At 70.0% G+C, this 18,391-nt stretch carries 10 protein-coding genes; 6 read left to right on the top strand and 4 right to left on the bottom strand.

Features of this window, described 5'->3' with window-relative positions; genetic code table 11:
• Nucleotides 1-97 precede the first annotated feature (97 nt).
• The 4 genes from OG700_RS14675 (at nt 98) to OG700_RS14660 (ending at nt 9,555) form a co-directional block, all read left to right on the top strand.
• Complete coding sequence (locus OG700_RS14675) at nt 98-7,102, top strand: RHS repeat-associated core domain-containing protein (protein ID WP_405613615.1); 7,005 nt, start codon at nt 98-100, stop codon at nt 7,100-7,102.
• Between the two features lie 649 nt (nt 7,103-7,751).
• On the top strand, nt 7,752-8,054 hold the full coding sequence (locus OG700_RS14670) for a hypothetical protein (protein WP_405613613.1): 303 nt from the start codon (nt 7,752-7,754) through the stop codon (nt 8,052-8,054).
• Nucleotides 8,051-8,611: a hypothetical protein gene (locus OG700_RS14665; RefSeq protein WP_405613611.1), complete on the top strand. Its 561-nt coding sequence runs from the start codon at nt 8,051-8,053 to the stop codon at nt 8,609-8,611. Before OG700_RS14670 ends, OG700_RS14665 begins: the two co-directional genes overlap by 4 nt.
• Before the next feature lie 50 nt (nt 8,612-8,661).
• Nucleotides 8,662-9,555: a hypothetical protein gene (locus tag OG700_RS14660; RefSeq protein ID WP_405613609.1), complete on the top strand. Its 894-nt coding sequence runs from the start codon at nt 8,662-8,664 to the stop codon at nt 9,553-9,555.
• 14 nt (nt 9,556-9,569) lie between these two features.
• On the opposite strand, the gene OG700_RS14655 is transcribed toward OG700_RS14660, so the two are convergent.
• Nucleotides 9,570-9,731: a hypothetical protein gene (locus OG700_RS14655; protein WP_405613607.1), complete on the bottom strand. Its 162-nt coding sequence runs from the start codon at nt 9,729-9,731 to the stop codon at nt 9,570-9,572.
• 170 nt (nt 9,732-9,901) lie between these two features.
• Between OG700_RS14655 and OG700_RS14650 the strand changes: the two genes are divergently transcribed.
• Both OG700_RS14650 and OG700_RS14645 read left to right on the top strand, forming a co-directional pair.
• Nucleotides 9,902-11,050, top strand: coding sequence for a sensor histidine kinase (locus OG700_RS14650; RefSeq protein ID WP_405613605.1), 1,149 nt, complete (start codon nt 9,902-9,904; stop codon nt 11,048-11,050).
• Between the two features lie 18 nt (nt 11,051-11,068).
• Entirely contained in the window at nt 11,069-11,716 is a 648-nt protein-coding gene (locus tag OG700_RS14645) for a LuxR C-terminal-related transcriptional regulator (protein WP_405613603.1), read from the top strand.
• Nucleotides 11,717-11,909: 193 nt separating this feature from the next.
• On the opposite strand, the gene OG700_RS14640 is transcribed toward OG700_RS14645, so the two are convergent.
• The 3 genes from OG700_RS14640 to OG700_RS14630 form a co-directional block, all read right to left on the bottom strand.
• Nucleotides 11,910-14,591, bottom strand: coding sequence for an FtsX-like permease family protein (locus OG700_RS14640; protein WP_405613601.1), 2,682 nt, complete (start codon nt 14,589-14,591; stop codon nt 11,910-11,912).
• Complete coding sequence (locus OG700_RS14635) at nt 14,588-15,388, bottom strand: ABC transporter ATP-binding protein (protein ID WP_405613599.1); 801 nt, start codon at nt 15,386-15,388, stop codon at nt 14,588-14,590. The genes OG700_RS14640 and OG700_RS14635 overlap by 4 nt, the downstream gene beginning before the upstream one ends.
• Nucleotides 15,389-15,506: 118 nt before the next feature.
• Nucleotides 15,507-17,468 (bottom strand): hypothetical protein, encoded by a 1,962-nt coding sequence (locus OG700_RS14630; protein WP_405621712.1) that lies wholly within the window; start codon nt 17,466-17,468, stop codon nt 15,507-15,509.
• Nucleotides 17,469-18,391 lie beyond the last annotated feature (923 nt).

Raw genomic sequence — 18,391 nt, 5'->3', positions numbered from 1 at the left:
GGTCCCGGGGCCGTTTCGGCTCGGCCCCGGCACCGACGGACCCACGACGCTCCCACCTGCCCTGAGCTCGACCGACGTGTCCTTACGGAGTTGTGTGATGTCTCTGCGTGGTCGCCCGCTTGCCGCTCGTATGCCCCGCCACACGGTCGGCGCTGTGGTGCTCGGCGTGCTGCTCGCCCTGTCGGCGAGCACCGTGCAGGCACTGCCCGCCGAACCCGGGACGGCGAAACCCCCTGGAGTCCAGGAAGACGCCGACCCCGCGACGGGCAAGAACGCCACGACCGAGCCGCGTCCGGCCGACCCGGTGGCCAAGGCCGCGGTGAAGCGACTCGGCGCGGCCGAACTGCCCGTACGCGACGTGGCCACGGTCGCCGTGGCCGACGGCACGCCCGTCAAGGTGGGCGGGCTGCCGGTGACGCTCGCCGACGTACCCACCGGATCGGGCGCGAGCGCGAAGAGCGGCCGGGGCGCGGCCACGACGTCTCCCGCCGAGGCGAGGGTGGAGGTGCTCGACCAGGACCGGGCCGGGCGGCTCGGCGCGGCAGCCGTCGTCCGGATCAAACCCACGGACGCTCCCACCGGGCCGTCCACGGTGCGGATCGCCGTCGACTACTCCGCCTTCGACGAGGCGTACGGCGGGAGTTACGGCTCACGGCTGAGGCTCGTCGAGCTTCCCGAGTGCGCGGCCACGCACGACCTGGGCACCGACGAGTGCGACGGGCGTCCCAAGGTCCTTCAATCCGTCAACGACTCGGACGCCAAGTCGCTCCGCGCGACCGTCACGCTGGCCGATCCGGCGACCGCGGAGCCGGTGAAGTCCACGGCGACCGCCCCCGGCGCACGGATGGCGGAGGCGGACGCGGCCGGCTCCACCGTTCTCGCTCTCCAGGCGGGCGACTCGTCGGACAAGGGCGACTACAAGGCCACCTCCCTTTCCCCGTCGGCCAGTTGGTCGGTCGCCAAATCGTCGGGCGGATTCTCCTGGGACTATCCGCTGCGCGCGGTGCCCACGCCCGGCGGTCTCACCCCCACGGTCGGACTGGGTTACTCCTCGCAGTCGGCCGACGGCCGAACCTCCGCCACGAACAACCAGGGTTCCTGGATCGGCGAGGGCTTCTCCTACGAGCCGGGATACATCGAGCGGTCGTACAAACCCTGTGCCGACGACGGGCACAAGGAATCCGCCGAACAGTGCTGGGCGTACGACAACGCCACCGTGATGCTGAACGGTGCGGCCTCTCAGTTGATCAAGGACGACACCACCGGGAAGTGGCACTTCGCCGCCGAGAACGGCAGCAAGATCGAGCAGCTCACCAACACCGATCGCACCACCGGCAACGGTGACAACAACGGTGAGCACTGGAAGATCACCACGGCGGACGGCACTGAGTACTCCTTCGGCCTCAACCGCCTGCCCGGCTGGACCTCCGGCCAGGAGGAGACACGCTCCACCTGGACGGCCCCGGTCTTCGGCGACGACTCCGGCGAGCCTTGCTACCAGGCGACGTTCACCAGCGCCCACTGCAAGCAGGGATGGCGGTGGAACCTCGACCACGTCAAGGACACGCACGGCAACGTGCTGTCCTATTTCTACGGCGCCGAGACCAACCGCTACGCGCTCAACGGCAAGACCGATGTCAACGGAACCGAGTACGACCGCGGCGGCTACCTCAAGCGGATCGACTACGGGCAGCGTGACGGACAGGTGTACGCCGCCAAGGCGCCGGCCCGCATGGTGTTCGACACCTCGGAGCGCTGCCTGAAGACCGCCGACTTCGACTGCGCCGAGTCGAAGTTCACCGACGCCAACGCCAAGTACTGGCCGGACACACCAGTCGACCGTCACTGCAAGTCGGCCACCAAATGCGCCGCGAGTCAGTCCACCGCCACCTTCTGGACCACCAAGCGGCTGACCGGCATCACCACACAGATGCGCAGCGGCGCCGACACCTACACGGATGTCGACGCCTGGACGCTGACCCATACGTTCACCGACAACGGCGACGACACCAAGACGCTGTGGCTGTCGAAGATCGACCACGAGGGCCGTGTCGACGGCAGCGTCAAACTGCCGTCCCTGGAACTCCAGGGGATCCATCTCACCAACCGCGTCGACAGCGACGACGACAACATCGACGCCTTCCACCGGTTCCGCCTTCAGAGGGTCCTGAGCGAGACCGGCGCCCAGTTGGACGTGACGTACGCGCCCACCGAGTGCACGGCCGGCGCCCTGCCCAAGCCCGGTGAATCCACCAAGCGCTGCTATCCCGTCGTATGGGCGCCACCCGGCAGCATCGACCCGAAGACCGACTGGTTCCACAAGCACGTCGTCAAGCAGATCACCGAGACCGACCGCACCGGTATGGGCGACGATCTGGTCACGCGGTACGACTACCAGGGACCTGCGGGCTGGCGGCACGCCGAGCCGGACGGCATCACCGACGAGAAGTATCTGACATGGGGTCAGTGGCAGGGGTACGGCCAGGTCGGTGTCGTCAGCGGCAACGGTCAGACCATGAAGAGCCGCGTCGACTACACGTTCCTTCAGGGGCTCGACGGAGACAAGAAGGCCGGCGGCGGCACCCGTACCGAGCAGGTCACGGACTCCTCCGGTACGGCGTACACCGGTCACAAGGAGTACACCGGCTTCCAGATCGAGGCGCAGACTTTCGACAAGGGCCGGGTGATCGCCAGAGCGATCACCGAACCGTGGAAGCACGACACCGCCACCCAGACCAAGTCCTGGGCCACGACCAGGGCGACCCTCGTCAAGGCGAAGACGACCCGTGGCTACAGCCTGCTCTCCACCGGTGCCTGGCGGGCGACAAAGTCCGTCCAGCACTTCGACACCGACACCCCCACCGGGCGCGTGGTCCGCACGGAGGACTTCGCCGACCTGGCCACGGCGGCCGACGACTCGTGCAGCCGGCTCTGGTACGCGGACAACCCGACGGAGAACATCTACGAACTTCCCTCGCGCAGCGAGGCCGTCTCCGTCGACTGCTCCGCCACACCGGACCGTAAGACGCAGGTCCTGGCCGACGAGCGCACGTCGTACGACTCAGGGGCCTGGGGCGCCGCCCCCACCAAGGGTGACGCGACCAGGACCGAGCGTCTGACCTCGCACAACGGCACGACCGGCACCTACCAGGTCACCGGTACGACCACGTACGACGCGTTCGGCCGGGCGACCGCCCAGGGCGACACGGCCGGGACGAAGACCACCACCGAGTACGTCGACGTCAACGGCCTGATCAGCCAGACCAAGGTGACCAACGCTCTCGGGCACGTCACGACCACGGACTTCGCGCCCGCCTGGGGCATGTCCTCGGGCCAGACCGACCCCAACGGCAAGCGCACGGACCTCGCGTACGACGCCCTCGGCCGGCTGACCTCCGTGTGGCTCCCCGACCAGCCGAAGCGCACGATCCCGAGCATCAAGTACTCGTACGCCGTCAGCCGGGACAAGCCCGTCGCGATCAAGACCGAGAAGATCGAGATCGGTGGCACCTACGGGGTGGAGTACCAGCTCTACGACGGTCTGCTGCGGCCACGTCAGAAGCAGACCGAGGGGCCGGAGGGCACCCGCCTGGTCGGAGACGTCTTCTACGACGGAACCGGAAAGCCCAAGGCGACCAACGAGACGTACAACGCGCAGGGCGCGCCGTCCGCCGAGCTGCTGACGGTGGCCAATGGCGAAGTCGGCGCCCAGTCCGTGTTCGCGTACGACGACCTCGGGCGGACCACCGCCGAGATCTTCCAGGTCGCCGGTGTCGAGCAATGGCGTACGACCACCGTCTACGACGGCGAGCTCACCCATGTCGACCCGCCGACCGGGCAGGTTCCGGTGACCACCGTCAAGGACGGTCAGGGCAGAACGGCCGAACTGCGGCACTACCGTACGAACACTCCGCTGCCCGCCGGCCCGGGTGCGCAGTACGACACCACCAAGTACACCTACGACCATGCCAGTCGGCTGAAGACGGTCACCGACGCCAAGGGCAATAGCTGGGGCTACACGTACGACCAGCTCGGCCGCGTGATCGAGAACGTCGATCCGGACGCGGGGAAGTCCACCACCGCGTACGACGCCCTGGACCGTCCCGTCGCCACGACCGACGGCCGGGGCAAGAAGATCTCCACGGTCTACGACAAGCTCGACCGGCCACTGACCACGTGGGAGGGCGAACCGACCACCGGCACGAAGCTGACCGAGACCCGCTACGACAAGGCCGGCTGGCTCGGCCAGGCCTATGCCGCACTCCGGTACACCAGCGCCACGGAGTACTTCGCGTCGGTCGTCCAGTCGATGGACGCGTTCTACCGTCCGCTTCAGACCGCGTACTCGGTGCCGGCGTCCGAGGGCGTGCTGAAGGGGATCTACACCTTCAGCACGAGCTACAACCGTGACGGCACCGTCCAGGGCAACGGGATGCCCGCAGCCGGTGGTCTGCCCGCCGAGAGCACCGACATCCGGTACGACGAACTCCAGCGTCCGACGACCCTCACGGGCGCGACGACCTACGCGTCCGCGAGCTACGGGCCGACCAGTCGGCTCAAGCAGTTGACGCTGGGCGCGGACCAGAGGGCCTGGCAGACCTTCTTCCACGAGAAGGGCACCGAGCGGCTGACGACTTCCGTCGTCGACATCGAAGGAATGACAGGACCGGCGAAGAGGTCCGACTACTCCTACGACCAGGCCGGCAACGTCCTGTCGATATCGGACACGGCCGGGCCCTCCCCCGACACCCAGTGCTTCTCCTACGACACCTCGCAGCGGCTGGCCGAGGCATGGACCCCGGCGGCGACCGGGACGGCGGCGGAGGGATCGGGAACGGTCGGCGGTCAGTTGGGCGGGAAGACGCCGACGGCGTGCTCCGCGGCACCGGGAGAGCAGCCGCTGGGAGGACCGGCCGCGTACTGGAAGTCGTACAGCGTCGACGCGATCGGCAACCGGACCAAGGAAGTCATTCACGACACAGGGCTGAACGCCGCCAAGGACACCACCCGCACCTACACCTACGGCGAGGGACCGGCCGGACCGCACGCGCTCACCAAGGTCGTCGACAACACTCCCACCGGTGACCGGCAGTCCACCTTCACGTACGACGCCGCCGGGAACACCACCGAACGTACGGTGGGCGGCGACACCCAGAGGCTGCGCTGGAACGACTCGGGCGAACTCATCAGCACCGCCGAGGCGGACGGCAAGGAGACCACGTACCTCTACGACGCGAGCGGCAACCGGGTGGTGCGCCGCGACGCTTCGGCGACCACCGTCTACCTGCCGGGTATGGAACTCAGCCTCCCCAAGGGTGGCACCAAGGTCGAGGCGACTCGCTACTACTCCCTCGCGGGCCAGACGGTCGCCGTCCGGGAGGACGGCGGAGGTCTGTCCTATCTCACCGCCGACCACCAGGGCACCAGCGGCCTCGCCATCGACGCGACCACCGGCGCGGTGTCGCAACGGCGCTTCGACCCCTTCGGCGCGGAGCGCGGTGAGGCGGGTGGCACGTGGCCGGGTGAGAAGGGCTTCGTCGGGGGAACGATCGACGCGCAGAGCGGTCTGACCCACCTCGGGGCGCGCGAGTACGACCCCGCTCTCGGCAAGTTCATGTCGGTCGATCCGGTGATCGACTACACGCAGCCCGAGCAGATGAACGCGTACGCGTACGCGCACAACAGCCCCGTCACCCAGTCCGACCCGACGGGTCTGGCCCCCGACGACTGCGCGATGACAGGCGTCACGTGCAAGCCCAACGGGGACGGCAGTTGGGTGGTTGGCGGAATCACTCCCCAGGGCTCGGCGGAGAAGGCGGTCGCGTCAGCCGAGGAACAGCAGTCGCAGGCCAAGCAGCGTGTGGTGCAGTCCGCGACAGCGCTGGTCAAAATCGTTCGTGCGCTCATCGGTGTGGACGCGGCCCTGGACTGCTTCTCCAGCGGCGACATCGGCGCGTGCGGCGAAACGCTGCTCAATATCGCGGGGAGCTTCGCGGGAGGGCTGGCCGGCAAGGTCCTCGCCAAATACGGCGTGCCGTGGAAATGGGCCGACGGCGCCAGACTCGCCAAACGAATAGTCGGCCTGGTCGGCGACCTCATCGGCGGGGTGAAGGACTACTTCAAGACCTCCAAGGCGGTCGACAAGGCGAAGAGCGCGCTCGCCACTGCCCGTGAGAAGGCCAAGGCCGCGGCGGGCAAGGGGAAGTCGGCGGACGGGCCGGGGTGTGCCACCGGCAAGGAACACAGCTTCCTGCCGGGCACGGACGTCCTGCTCGCGGACGGCACGACCAAGCCGATCGAAGACGTCGAACTCGGCGACAGGATCACGGTCACGGACCCGGAGACGGGCGGGACGACGACCCGCGAGGTCGTCGGCACGATCGTCACCGAGGACGACAAGCACTTTGTCGACCTGACGATCACGACGAAGACAGGGAAGACCGGGAAGACCGGAAAGGCCGGCGAACTGTCGGCCGCGTTGGTCTCAACGACGACGCACCCGTTCTGGGTCGAATCCGAGCGGGAATGGATCGAAGCCGGCGACCTCAAGCCGGGAATGACGCTCCGCACACCGGACGGCGACACGGCGACGGTCGAGGCGACGCGCGATTTCGACCAGCGGCAGCGGACGCACGATCTGACCGTCAGTGACATCCACACGTACTATGTGCTGGCCGGGGCAACGCCGGTCCTCGTGCACAATTGCAGTGGCGGCACGACCGTATACCGTGGAGTTTCGGAAGTGAGCGGCGAGACCGGCAGCCCAAACCCTGGTTTCGATGATGCTGTGGAAGGAATTGCAAGGCCGCGTGGTGGAGACTCGACACCTGAAATGCACCACCTCGGTATGACAGATAGTGACTACACAAGCTGGACCACTAGTCCCGCTGCTGCTATTCGGGCAGCTACTAAGGGTGGTGGTAACGGAGTTGTGATCAGGGCTACTGTCCCCAGCGCGCGTCGGCATGTTCACGTAAACGATCAACCGTGGGCGGAGCGTGACCTTCGTGGCGAGGCCGAAGTAATTATTCAAGGAGTCATGCGCGGTGAGGCCAGGGCGGCGTGGCCCGGCGCACGACTGGAAGACCTCGGGTTCGGGTAAATCGGATCTGGTGGGCGACGCCTGTGGGAGTCGCCCACCAGTGAGTTCCAATGGAGTCATCTTGGCGAGTTTGCGAGAGGTGTCCACTTCGAAGGTTGTGGAACTGCTTCAAGAGAGCGAGTGCAGGTCGTTGGCCTTGCTGCCATATTCCGTGGTACCAGAAATGTTTGAGGGAGTGTCCGACGATATTCGTGTTGGAGTCGGACCGAGAGCTACGCTTCGAGGAACGTATCGAGATCGGTACTCCACATTGGAGGACTTCCGAAAGAACAGATTCGGATGGAATGACTTCTTTACGGTTCTCGATGGTGATGGTCCTCCGGTCGGCCTGTTCGCCATCCGACGGGGTGGGTGGAGTTTTATTGCTCTTACTGACGAAAATGTGGAGGTCGTTCTTGCGGCTTTGGTTGCACCGCCTCATTCCTGTGACTGGCCGAATGGTGCCGAACTTTCCTGACGGGCCCGGAATGTGTCCTGGTGCTGGAAGCGCAGAGGAGACCGCGTCATGAAAACTTGGTGGCGCGAGATCGGTGCAGCGGACAAGCGTCGTCCAGTTTCCCCGTGACGCACGGCGAGAGGGTGAGCCTCGGTGAGAAGGGCAACCCCAGGCTTTCGAGGAGCGTGGCACGCAACTGATCGCCGGTGGCCGGTGGGCCGGGGCACCGAATTCGGAAAGCTCTCCGCCGCCGCCGACATGTGGAAGTCGAAGGCGGGGGAATTCGAAAAGGTCGAGAAGCGCTATCGGGACAGTGTCCAGAAAGTCACCCTCGGTGATGTCTGGCAGGGGGAGAGCGCGGACGCTGCCTCCTTGAACTTCGCGGCCACCCGGTACGAGTACCAGGCCGCCCAGACTCAGGCGAAGGCGACCGCGACACTGCTGCGTAACGCGCACGACCAGTTCGTCGAGTTGAAGAAGCAGTTGGAGACCGGCATCAGTCATAGCCGGGCGTGAGCGAGGCTGAGTACGCCTGCGTCGAGCCGAAGACGCTGGTGTGGAAACTCGCCGAGATGGTGAACCTCCAGCAGTCCCCGGCCGGGCGCGACGCGGCTGTCTCCGTTGTCGAGACGACCATCGGCACCGTCGAGGCGGGTCTCTCCGTGCTGGAACGTGAGGGCCCCGTACGGTCCGCCGCCGATGAGCGCGAGGTGATCCGGCAGGGCCTGGAGACGGGCGGCGGCCTCGCCGAGCCGGTGCTGTCGCTCGTCGCCGAGCTGATCTCCGAACTCCGGTCGAGCTGGCGTCTGACCTCGGCCTGGAAGGCCCACCCCGAGGACCGGGGCGGAGCGCAGACGCGCTCCTTCGCCGTCTGGGACTGCGGACCCCTCGGCTACTGGCTGCGGGAGTTGCCGAGCGAGCCCGTGCCCGAGGAGCGGATCTCTCCGGCGAGCGCCTTCAGGCTCGTCCGCGTGGACGCCAAGACTATCTGGGCGCGGATTGCCGACCTCCTGCCCGACCAGGACGAACTCCGGCACGCTGCGGCACGTTGGCCGGACCCGGACCAGGGCTGAGCGCAGGGCCGAGCGCGGGGGCAAGCGGCGTCGGTATAGCCTTCTTCGTCATGCGCATATCAGCTCGCGGGTCCGTCCTCGGGGCCGTCGCTCTCAGTGGTGTCCTTCTGCTTGCCGTCACCGGTTGTTCGTCCGACTCCGGCGAGGGGGTTGGTGGGTCGCCGTTGCTCGGTGGGCTTGCGGCTCTGGGCGGCGGCAGCGAGGACAGGCAAGTTGCCTATCTCGATGCCGCCGCCGTACGGGAGTTGAGCAAGGCGGGCTCGGAGCGGTTCAACCTCGTCGCGCAGCCCGGTGGGGCCTTGCTCAACTCGTACGGGGCGGCTCCGTGGGGGGAGAGCCTGAAGGTGACGCAGATCGACACCTCGGTCGACACCGACGAGGCGGGTCACTGGGAGGGGGCGTTCGACGCGAAGGCCATCGCCAAGTCGCTGGAGGCTGAGGGCTATAAGAAGAGTGAAGGGGATGGCGGCGGCGAGGTGTGGACGGACTCCGGGAAGTCGGGGATGGCGTTCCAGGTCTCGGAGGACGAGATTTCCTACTCTTCCAAGGGCTTCGACTCGAAGAAGGGTTCCTCCCTCGCCGACAACAAGGACTACCGGCGCGCTGCCGAGTGCCTGGGCGACGTCTACCGCGCGGACTTCAGCCGCCTTGAGTCCGGCGACCCGGTGCGGCTGGCCGTCGCCGGTCAGCGGGCGACCTCGGCCGCGAAGAACACCGAGGTGCTGTGTTTCGTTGTCAAGGACGACGAGACGGCCGAGCGGCTGGAAGCCAAGCTGAGGTCCGTCGTCAGCGACGAGGCACCGAAGTTCGACGGTACGAAGGTGACCGTGGAGAAGGGTGAGCGGCCCGTGGTGCGCGCGGTCGTCCCGGACACCGCCGAGCAGCGGCCGGGGCGGCTGGTCGTGTCCGATGTAGAGCTGTGGATGGCCGTCTCCGACCTCTGAGCCGGCCGGGGCGGTCAGGTGCGGCGGCGGAGGGCGAACAGGGCCGTGCCCGACGCCAGGACCACGACGCCCGACAGGACGTTCACCAGGACGCGGTGCGAGGATTCCGAGGACACGCTGGCGAAGACGTTCGCGGCGAGGGCGATGACGAGTACGAACCAGAGCAGCGGCTTCAACGGTTTCTCCGTAAGGGTGAGGGGGTTTTCCCGGTGGTGGGCACCACGATGCCGTGGGCGGGGGCGTCGGGGAGGAGGGCGGTGTCCCGGATCCGTGGTGCGGTGCGCTGTACCACCGAGGGGGTGGCCGCACCGTCGTGCGGCGGCGGTGGGGCTCGTAGCCTGGGGTGATGCGCGAGACACTGCGGAGTGCCGGGGCGGCCTTGGGGCAACTGCTCGTGACGTTCGGGCTGGCCCTGGTGGCGCTGATGTTTCTGCCCCTGCTGCTCTTCACGGCCGTGCTGACCCTCCTCGTCGTCGGTGCCGGTGTGCTGCCCGAGAGCGTGGTGCTGATGCGGCGCTTCGCCGGTGTCGAGCGCCGGCGGGTGCGGGACTGGACCGGGGAGGTGGTGCCGGAGGCGTACGAGCCGCTGACCGGGGGGCTGCGTGAGCGTGTGCGCACCGCCGTGGGCGACCCCGCGACGCCCCGCGAGCTGCGCTGGCTGGGGCTGTACTTCCTGTACGGCACGGGCGGCTGGCTGGTGGCCATGCCGTTGTGCGTCGTCGGGGTGGTCGTCGACGGGGTGCTGTACATGGCGGGCGGGCGCCCCGCCGTACTGCCCCTGCTGACCCGCATGGTCGACCGGGGTGCCGGCCTGTCGCGCCGGCTCCTCACTCCCGCCCCCGGCGGACGTCTCGCCGAACGGGTCGAAGAACTGACCGTCACGCGCGCCGGCGCGGTCGCCGCCCACGGTGCCGAACTGCGCCGTATCGAACGGGACTTGCACGACGGCACCCAGGCCAGACTCGTCTCCCTGTCCATGCGCATCGGGCTGGCGCGGCGCGCGTACGACGCCGATCCCACGCGCGGCAGGGCGCTGTTGGACGACGCGCAGGACCAGGTCGAGGCGGCGTTGGGTGAGTTGCGGCACGTCGTACGCGGCATCCACCCGCCGATCCTCACCGACCGGGGGCTCGTCGGAGCCGTACGGGCGCTCGCCGCCGCCAGTGGGCTCCAGGTGGTCGTGGACGTCGCCGAAGGCGCGGACGGGCCACGCGCGCCCGCCGCCGTCGAGGCCGCCGCCTACTTCGTCGTCGCCGAAGCCCTGACCAACGCGGCGAAACACAGCGGCGCCGAGCGCGCTACCGTCGAACTCGCACGGGGACCGGGTGTCCTGCGTATCGGCGTACGGGACGAAGGGCGGGGCGGCGCCGACGAGCGAGGCGGAACGGGCCTGCTGGGGATCCGGCGCCGGATCGCCGCGCTGGACGGGACGGTGCGGGTGAGCAGCCCCGCCGGCGGTCCCACCGTGGTGGACGTGGAGATCCCGAACCCCTGAGCAGGTCTTGGAGTCGCAGTGCGCGTAGTGATCGCGGAGGACAACGCCCTCCTGAGAGAGGGCCTGGTCCTCCTGCTGACCTCGGCGGGGCACGAAGTCGTCGGCGTAGCCGTGACAGGACCGGAGATCCTGCCCGCGTTGCTGGAGCACCGGCCGGACGTGGCGGTGCTCGACGTACGGATGCCGCCCGGCTTCCGCGACGAGGGGCTGCGCGCCGCGCTCGCCGCACGCGAGGCGATCCCCGGACTGCCGGTGCTGGTGCTGTCCCAGTACGTCGAGGAGACGTACGCGGCCGAACTGCTGGGCGGCGGCGCGAGCGGCGTCGGCTATCTGCTGAAGGACCGGATCGGCCGCGTGGACGCGTTCCTCGAAGCGCTGGAGCGGGTCGTGGCGGGCGGTACGGCGCTCGACCCCGAGGTGGTGACCGAGCTGCTGACGCGGCGGCACGACGATCCGATCGACTCGCTGACGCCCCGGGAGCTGGAGGTGCTGAAGCTGATGGCCGAGGGGCAGGACAACACGAGCATCGCGGCGGCGCTGGTGGTGTCCGACCGGGCGGTGGGCAAGCACATCGGGAACGTGTTCGCGAAGCTGGGGCTGCCGGCGAGCGACAGCGGGCACCGGCGGGTGCGGGCCGTCCTGGCGTATGTGAACCGGGGCAGTTAGCAGGGGAGTCGGGCGCCAGTGGTTGGGGGCCGAGTGGGGCGGTGCGGTGCGGGGTGGGTGCGGGCCGGGTGGGTGGGTGGGCGCGGGCCGGGTCCGTCCGGCGGCCGGTTCGTCCTCAATCGCCGGACGGGCTTGACTGTGGCGGGCGGGGTGTTCTTACGTGGCGGGAACGGGCTTGATTCGGCGGGCGGGCCTATTGAGCCCGTCCGGCGGTTGAGGACACCGCCGGGTACCGGCCCCGCAGCGCCCCGCGCGTCGGGAGCAGCGTCGCCGACGTCGTCGTCGCGGCCACCACCGCCACGATCAGCACCGCCTGCCCCGGCGGCAGCCACGGCAGCCTCCCCGCCGCCGACAACGCGAACGCGGACAGCGGCAGCGCCGCCGTCGCCACGCCCAGGAACAGGCCCGCCGTCGCCGTGGCCGCCGACTCCAGCCAGAGCATGCGGCGCAGCCGGCGGCGGTCGGCGCCGGCCAGGCGCAGTTGGCGCAGTTCGGGGCCGCGCCCCACGGAGATCAGGGCCAGGGTGCTCAGTACGGCGATGACGGTGAAGCCCCCGATGGTCGCCACGACCACCCCCGTGAGTACGTCACCCAGCGCCTGATCCTCCGCCCGGACCAGCTCCGGTGCGGGATCACGCTCCACCCGCGCGCCCGGGAGCGCCGCCTTCAGCGACGTGGTGACGCGGGCGGCCGAAGAGCCGGGCGTGCCCGACGCGCCCGGCGCGAGCGTGGTGAGGACGCGGAGCGCCGGCGGCGCCGACATGTGGCCGGTCAGCTCCTCGTACGAGAGCAGGAAGTCGCCCAGCGCCAGCGCCCGTTCGTATGTCGCGACGACGCGCAGCCGCGCCTCGGTGCCGTCCCCGAAGCGGAGGCGTATGTGGTCGCCGGGCCGTACGCCGAGCGTCCGCGCCCGGTCCGCGCCGACCGCGACCGTGCCCGGCCGCAGGCCGTCCGTCGTGCCCTCCCGTACGTCCGGGTCGATCGTCCGGGCGAGTTGGCGGGGTGTGACGCCGAGGACGGGCAGGCGTTCGAGGCGGGGCTCGCCCAGCTCCTTGCCCGCCAGGACGACGGTCCCGTGGGCGACGGCGGTGGCCGCCGTGACGCCGGGGAGCCGGCGGATCCGTTCGACGGCGTCGTACGGCGCGGTCCCCGCGCCCACCGACACCGCGAGATCCGCCCGCCCCGCGCCCCGTGCCTGCGCCTGCGCCTCGTGCCCGAGCGTCGCGCCGCCGCCCAACTGCACGACCACGAAGGCCGTGACCAGGACGACGGGGGTGATGGCGGCGCCCAGTCGCGTCGCGTTCGCCGTACCGGCCGCCGCCGCCAGGCGACCGCCCACGCCGAGCCGCCGCAGGGGCGCGCCCAGTACCCGCATCGCGCCCCGCGCGAGCCACGGCCCGAGCAGCGCGCAGCCGATCACCATCGTCAGGGCGGCCGCCGAGGCAGCGGCGGCGGCAGCGGCGCCCTGCTGGAGCGCGCCGGCCCCTGCCGACGCCGCCCCGATGCCGAGCAGCACACAGCCCGCGATCTGCCGCGCCCGCCCCGGCTCCTCCTCCCGCAGCGCCTCGGCGGGGCGGGTCCTCGCCGCCCGCGCGCAGCAGCCGAGCGCGGTGAGCCAGGCGATGAGCACCGTCAGAGCCGCCGTCACGAGGGGCGCGGCGGCCAGCCACGGCGGGAACGGCAGCTCCAGGCCCGCCGGGAGCGCGTCGCGCCGGGCCAACAGGCCGCGCAGCGCCAGATACGCGGGCACCGCGCCCACCGCCCCAACTGCCGCCGCCAGGACCGCGATCCGCCGGACCTCGCGGCCGACGGCGCGCCGCAGCTGCCAGGGTGTGGCGCCGACGGCGCGCAGCAGCGCGAGTTCCCGGGCGCGCTGGCGCAGCGCCTGCGACACGGTCGACGTCACGACGAGGACGCCGACGAGCACGACGACGGAGGCGAGCGAGGCCAGCACTTGGAGCAACGGCGTCCGCGCGGGCGCGGCGGCCAGGAACTCCGCCTCGCCGCGCCCGTCGCCGGTCAGCACGCGCAGGGCCGCCGGATCGCCGTCCGCGCGGTGCGGTGCGGAGGTGTCACGCAGCCCGGCGGCGTCCACCGCGTGGCGTACGCGTGCGTGCAGGACGTCGTCCGGTACGCCGCTGTCGCCGAGGACGCCGATGGCGTCGATCTCGCCGGGGCGACCGGCCAGGCGGTGGGCCTCGGCGCGGGAGAAGTACACGGAGGGGCGGCTGTCGGGTGTGCGTGCCTCGGCGGTGACTCCGGTGACTCCGGTGACCGTGTACGTCGTGGTGGATCCGTTCGCGGGGCGGTTCGCGGGGCCGTTCGCCGAGCCGTTCGCGTACGTCACCTCCAGCCGGTCCCCGACCCGCGCAATCCCGTCCCCGACCACGATCTCCCGCGCCCCGGTGGGTACTTGGCCCGCCGACAGCCGTGCGGACGCGGACGCGGACGCGGAAGTGGACGCGGATGCCAGGCGGGTGGCCTCCCACGGACGGCCGGTCACCCGCGCGCCCCGCACCGTCACCGGGAAGGCCAGGTCCGCGATGGCCGCGCGCACGCCCGGCACCTTCCGTACGACGTCCAGGGCGCGCGCCGGCACCCGTACCCGCTCGGTCAGCCCGGCGCGCACCGTCCGCGACTCGCTGCCCCACGGCTTCGCCGTGTACCGGGTGCTCTGGGCGCCCGCCACCACCACATCGGCCTGCGCGTACCGCTCCACCCGCGCGTGGCCCAGCGCCGCCGAGCCCACGGCCAGGCCGAGCGCCCCCAGGAGCAGGGAGCAGAGCGTCAGGGCCGCGAAGACGGCGGCCCACGCACGGCGGTTCGTACGCGCGCCACGGGCGGCCAGCAGGGCCACCACCGGAGGGTGTGTCACGCCGCCACCCCCTGCTCGCGCTCCTGCTCGCGGTCCCGCAGTCCGCGCATCACGCCCAGCACCGTCCCGGCGTCCGGTGCGTCGAGCGTGTCGGTGATCCGCCCGTCGGCGAGGAACAGCACGCTGTCCGCCCACGCCGCCGCAGCCGGATCGTGGGTGACCATCACGACGGTGCGGCCCTCGTGGTCCACCGTGTTCCGCAGCAGGGCCAGCACGCCCCCCGCCGTCAACGGGTCGAGCGCGCCGGTCGGTTCGTCGGCGAAGACGATCTCCGGGGCCGTCACCAGCGCGCGGGCGACGGCGACCCGCTGCTGCTGCCCGCCGGACAGCCGCCCCGGTGTGTCCGCCGCGCGCCCGGCCAGTCCGACGACGGCCAGCGCCTCCCGTATCCGCGTGTCCGGAACGTGCCCGCCCGCGAGCAGCAGGGGCAGCGCCACGTTCTCCGCGACGGTCAGCGACGGCACGAGATTGTGCGTCTGGAAGACGAAACCGATGCGTTCGCGCCGCAGCCGCGTCAACGCGGCCTCCTTGAGCCCGGCCGGATCCGTGCCCGCGATCCGGACCGTCCCGCCCGTGGGCCGGTCGAGACCGGCGGCGCACTGGAGCAGCGTGGACTTGCCGGACCCCGAGCGCCCCATCACCGCGAGGAACCGCCCGCGCGGCACGACGAGGTCGACGGGCCCCAGGGCGCGTACGCCGTTCGCGTACGCCCGGCTCACGCCTTCCAGCACAAGTGCGTGCGCGTGTGCGTGTGCGTGCGTACGCGCCGCGCCGTCGTACGAATCTCTGCCGAACACCGACAGCCCCGCCTCTCAGTGGTTCCTACGAGCCACTGAGAACGCTAGGGACGAGGACGCGACCGGCCGAGAGAGCACGCCCCCGTCTCCGGGGTACAGCCCGCACCACCACGAGCCGTCAGTCCGTGGCGACCCGCCCCCGCCCCCGCCTCCGCCGTCGCTGTCGCCACGCGCTCGCCAGTTGGCCCGCGATGTAGCACGTCGCGACCGTCGACAGCGACGCCCGGAACCACCCGATGTCCGGTGACCACCACGCGTACGCCATGACCGGCACGAACAGCAGCAGCGCGGCGACGCGCAGCACCCACCAGCGCGGTCGGCGCGGCAGCGTCGGACTGGCGGCCGGGTCGGCCGCGAAGGCGTGCGCGATGCCCGTGAAGAGGCCGCGGCGGGCCAGGATCTGGGTGCCGGCGACGGTGGTGAGTACTTCGTCGCGGGTGCCGAAGCCGGGCGGGAGCGGGGGCAGCCGGAGGGCGGTGAGCAGGGCGGACTGGCGGTCGGCCGGGGTGTCCGAGCCGCGCAGGAGGTTGCTGAGCGGGCGGAGGTCGGAGACGCCGTACGCCGTGGCCAGGGTGGTGGCCGTGGCCGTGACGGTGGCGTGGTCGGGGACAGGACCCGCGGGGTCCCAGTCGTGGTCGGCGACCATCTTGCCCCGCTGGAGCAGCGTGAAGCCGTAACGGTCGCCGGTCCGCCGCAGGATCAGCGCGGGCCAGGGTTCGCCGGTCGTGAAGTTGTCGGCGGCGGACACGAGCCGGTCCGTGCCGAGGAGTGTGGCGCGTACGCCGGGTTGGGGGTCGGCGGCGAGTTCGACGTACGAGGACGAGGACCGCCCCGGCACCGGGGCTATGAGCAGCGGGATACCGCAGAGCAGGGCGGCTTTGGCGACGGTCTGCGGTGGGGCCCCGACCAGCGCGAGGCCGTGCGGGGTGGTGGAAGAGTCAGGGGAGGCGGGGGAGGAGACGCGGGTCGCGGAGACGGGCTCGGCCGAAGGCTCGGCCTCGGCCTCCGCCTGGTACATGGCGGCCTTCGCCGGCAGCTCCGGCCGTGAGAAGAACGGCACCTGCCCCGCCACCCGGATCCGCACCCCCGCCCGGTACTCCAGGAACTCGTCCCGCGCGTCCCCGAGATACGCCCACGGAATCTCCGTCGCGTGCGCCCCCACCGCCCGGAACTCCTCCAGCGCCTCCCCCGGCCGGTCCGCCAGCACCAGCATCAGCGCCAGATGGTTGCGGATCCCGGCCACCTCCGGATCGCCATGCGGATACGCGCCCGACCGCTCCAGCGCCCGTTCCAGCGCCGCGTCGATCCGCGACCGGTCGATCCGGTCGGCCTTCGCCGGCGTGCCGGTGCTCACCACGTCGTACTCGACGGCAGCCAGCAGCGGCAGCGCGTGCAGCTTCGAGCCCGGCAGGGCGTGCTCCGCCGCGCGCTCGGCGAAGTCGAACATCTCCTGGTGCGAGCCGTACCACTTGTCGCACAGGTACTGGAGCGCCGAGAGATGGCAGCCGTAATGGTGCGGCGCGCGGGCGGTCGCCTCCGCCCAGTACGCGTCGAAGACCTCGCGCGGCGCCTGGCTGCCCCGCGCGTGCGTGAGCGCGACCTGCCACGGCACCGGGTCGGTGGGGTTCAGCTCGGCCGCCGCGCCGATCACCGGCACCGCGTCGTCGAGCAGCGCGAAGAACGCCTGGAACTGATCGCGCGAGACGCCGCTCGCGCGGGCGCCCGTCCGTATCTCCCACGCCTGCTGGACGCGGTGCTCGGCCTTCACCAGTACGGCGTCCGGATCCCGCGGCGACTCGGCGAGCCACGCGTCCAGCCAGCCGGGGTTGTGCAGCGCGCTCTCGGCCAGCCTCGGCACGTAGCCGCCGCGCCGTTTCCACTCGGCGCCGACGCGGGTCGCCGCGAGCAGGTCCCTGGCCGGGGTGTGGTCGCCCGCGTACGCCGCGGTGAGCGCGGCGCGCAGCCCGGGCGTCGGCGGGTCGAGGACGACGGCCGCGTCGGGGGGCAGGTGCGCGCCGACGGCGGCCCCGTGGCGGAGTACGCGCGGCAGGGTGATCAAGGCGCGTAGCGTCGCGGTCATCGTCACGGTCACCCATTGAAAGCGGTCGAGGTGGCCGCCACCAGAGGCTTCCGGTGACAAAGCCGTATCGCACGGAGCAGTGGGGCGGAGTGGTCGTCCCACTACCTTGGGATCGCTGCCAGGGTCGGGAGGATCCTTTCGAGATCTTCGGCTGCTGCTGTGTAGAAGTCTTGAACAGTCGTAGTGATGTCGGCCATCGCTTCAATGAAGTCGCGAGCGTACGGTCCGGATCCCCGGATCAGACGGGCGGGCGTCATCATCCAGTTCATTTCATTCGGCAGACGCAGTAAGGCTTCTGATGGCCGATCAGGCCCGCGTCCTCTTCCTCCGGGTCCTCTTCCAGAGACCTCTGGATCAGGCAGCGTGAGCGTCTCCGCGAGGACGAGTCCGGGCCGCCGTCGAATTCCGTCAGCTCGATCGCGCACAATGCCTCACCTCGCGAACTCGCTCAGGAGATCACTTGAAATCCCTGTCTATGGATCGAGGTTACGTTCCGACGATTTCCGGGAAGCAATTTTCCTGGATTACTGCTTCGATGAATTCTTCAGGAGGGAGATAATGGTGGTCGATTACGTAGTGGTATACAAGATTTGGAGCTATAAGGATCCGACCGTCTGAATCAATGACGCGCACCTCGGCGGAGCCGAGTGAGATTTTTTGATTGTCCATTTCGATCACGCAGGGATACGGAATGCGAACATCGTGAGGAAGTGTGCAAGAATGCCACCCTCGCGTTCTTGCGCGGGGGTGGCTTCGGATGATTCGAATGAGACTTCTCTTGAATTCTTCGGACGTCTCGCCGACTCGAAATTCAATTCCACTCTCCAGCCAGCCGACATTGAGAGCTGGTGAAGATCTCGGGATTTCCTCCTGGAGGTAGGAGTAAGGAGTGAGATCCTCGTAGTGAGTCACAAAAATTCACC

The sequence above is a fragment of the Streptomyces sp. NBC_01508 genome (assembly GCF_045040315.1).
GTDB lineage: Bacteria > Actinomycetota > Actinomycetes > Streptomycetales > Streptomycetaceae > Streptomyces.
The sequence above is the reverse complement of the archived record's forward strand: the minus strand, read 5'-3'. Positions and strand labels throughout refer to the sequence as shown.